Below are 2,457 nucleotides of genomic sequence, written 5' to 3'. Positions count from 1 at the left end.
GCCGCACCCACGCGGAGACGGAGAGCCTCATCGGCTTCTTCGTCAACACGCTCGTCCTTCGCGCACAGGTCTCTTCTGGCGCTTCCTTCCGTCAGTTGATCCAGCAGGTGCGTGAGGCCTCCCTGGGTGCGTATGCCCACCAGGACATCCCCTTCGAGCGGCTCGTCGAGGCCCTGCGGCCCCAGCGCGACCTGACGCGCCCCCCGCTCTTCCAGGCCCTCTTCGCGCTGCAGAACACGTCCATGCCTTCGCTCCAGCTCCCAGGGCTCTCCCTGCGCGGCCTGGAGCTGGAGGGCCACAACGTCAAGGCCGAGCTGGAGCTGTTCCTCTTCGAGACACCGGACGGCTTCGACGGCTCGCTCGGCTTCAACACCGGTCTCTTCGCTCCCGCCACCGCACAGCGAATGGCACGGCACTTCGTGTCGCTCGTCGAAGCGCTCGTCTCCCATCCGGAGGCGTCGCTCGCCTCCGCGTCCATGCTCTCCCAGGACGAGCTTCACCAGGTCCTGGTGCGGTGGAACGACACGCGGTCGTCCTACCCCGCGGAGGCCTCCATCCCCCAGTGCTTCGAGGCCCAGGCGCGTGAGGCGCCGGACGCGATCGCTCTCGTCTCCTGCGATGGCCGCCTCACGTACCGGCAGCTCGACGAACGCGCCAACCAGCTCGCCCATCTCCTCATCGCGTCGGGCGCCGCTCCGGGCACGACCGTCGCGCTCGCCCTGGAGCGCTCGTTCGACCTCGTCGTCTCACTCCTCGCCATCCTCAAGGCCGGCGCCGCCTACGTCCCCCTGGAGCTGGCGTCCCCTCCTGAGCGCCTCGCCCTGCTGCTGGCGGACTGCCGCGCGCCCCTGCTCCTCACCCACTCCCGCATGACGGACCGCCTGCCCCGCTTCTCCGGCCGCACCGTCCTGCTGGACACCGAGGCCTCGCTCCTCGCGCGTCAGCCTACGCACCCGCCCGCCGTGGAAATGTCGGCGGACAGCCTCGCCTACGTCCTCTTCACCTCGGGTTCCACCGGCAGGCCCAAGGGCGTCCTGGTGCCCCACCGCGGCGTCGTGCGCCTCGTGCGCGGCGCGTCCTTCATCGACTTCAGCCCCCAGCACTCCTTCCTCCAGCTGGCTCCCGTCGCCTTCGATGCTTCGACCCTCGAGATCTGGGGTGCGCTGCTTCACGGCGCGAAGCTCGTCCTCGCTCCGCCGCACGCCCTCTCCACCGAGGAGCTCGCGGCCCTGCTGCGCCACCACCGCGTGACGACGCTGTGGCTGACCGCCGCCCTCTTCGAGCAGGTCGCCCTCCATCAGCCAGACGCGCTGGCCCGCGTGCCTCGGCTGCTCGTGGGCGGAGACGTGCTGCCCGCGGAGCGCGTGCGTCAGCACCTCTCCCGCCTGGGTCCGGACTCCGTCCTCGTCAACGGCTACGGCCCCACCGAGAACACGACCTTCTCCACCACCCACACGCTCTCGCCTGGGAGCGACTTCGGGCACGCCGTCCCCATTGGCAGGCCGCTCTCCCAGTCCACCGCCTACGTGCTGGACGCCACGCTGCGGCCCGTCCCTGTCGGCGTCGCGGGTGAACTCTTCGTCGGCGGTGACGGCCTCGCGTGGGGCTACCTCCACCGCTCCGACCTCACCGCCGAGCGCTTCGTCCCGCACCCCTTCTCCACCACTCCGGGACAGCGCCTCTACCGCACCGGTGACAAGGCCCGCTGGCTCGCGGACGGCACGCTCGACTTCCTCGGCCGCACTGACTTCCAGGTGAAGCTGCGCGGCTTCCGCATCGAGCCCGGCGAGATCGAATCCGCCCTGCGCCAGCTCCCCTCCGTCTCCGAGGCACGGGTGCTCGTGCGCGAGGACGTGCCCGGCGACAAGCGGCTGGTCGCCTACGTCGTCCCTGCCTCTGCGGCGCTCGACGTCACCTCCGTGCGCGGGGCCCTGCAGCAGCGGCTGCCCGAGTACATGGTGCCCTCAGCCTTCGTCGTGCTGGAGGCGCTGCCCCTCACGCCCAACGGCAAGCTCGACCGCGAAGCCCTTCCCGCTCCGGAAGCGTCCGCGCAGGAGCGCGAAGCGTATGCGCCTCCTGGCACCCCCACCGAGGAGCTGCTCGCAGGACTCTGGGCCGACGTGCTCCGCGTGGAGCGCATCGGACGCGAGGACGATTTCTTCGCCCTGGGTGGCCACTCCCTGCTGGCCACGCAGCTCGTCTCACGGATCCGCTCCGCGTTCGGCATCGAGCTGCCCCTTCGCGCGCTCTTCGAGGCCCCCTCGCTCACCCGGCTCGCCCTCCGCGTGGAGGAGGCGCTCCAGGCCGCTGAAGGCATCGCCCTGCCGCCGCCGGCTGCCATCGCCCGAGGCGACGAAGCACCGCTGTCGTTCGCCCAGCAGCGGCTGTGGTTCCTGGATCAGCTCCAGCCCGGCTCGGCCACGTACAACATCCCGAGCGCCCTGCACCTGGAAGGGC

1 protein-coding gene is annotated in these 2,457 nt (G+C 71.0%); it reads left to right on the top strand.

Going from position 1 to position 2,457, the window contains the following annotated elements; genetic code table 11:
• Positions 1–2,457: non-ribosomal peptide synthetase (locus ACLEQD_RS41355; protein ID WP_410391407.1), on the top strand; the 2,457-nt coding region annotated here is incomplete at both ends.

The sequence above is a fragment of the Corallococcus sp. 4LFB genome, assembly GCF_046520365.1.
Taxonomy (GTDB): Bacteria; Myxococcota; Myxococcia; order Myxococcales; family Myxococcaceae; genus Corallococcus; species Corallococcus caeni.
The sequence above is the reverse complement of the archived record's forward strand: the minus strand, read 5'-3'. Positions and strand labels throughout refer to the sequence as shown.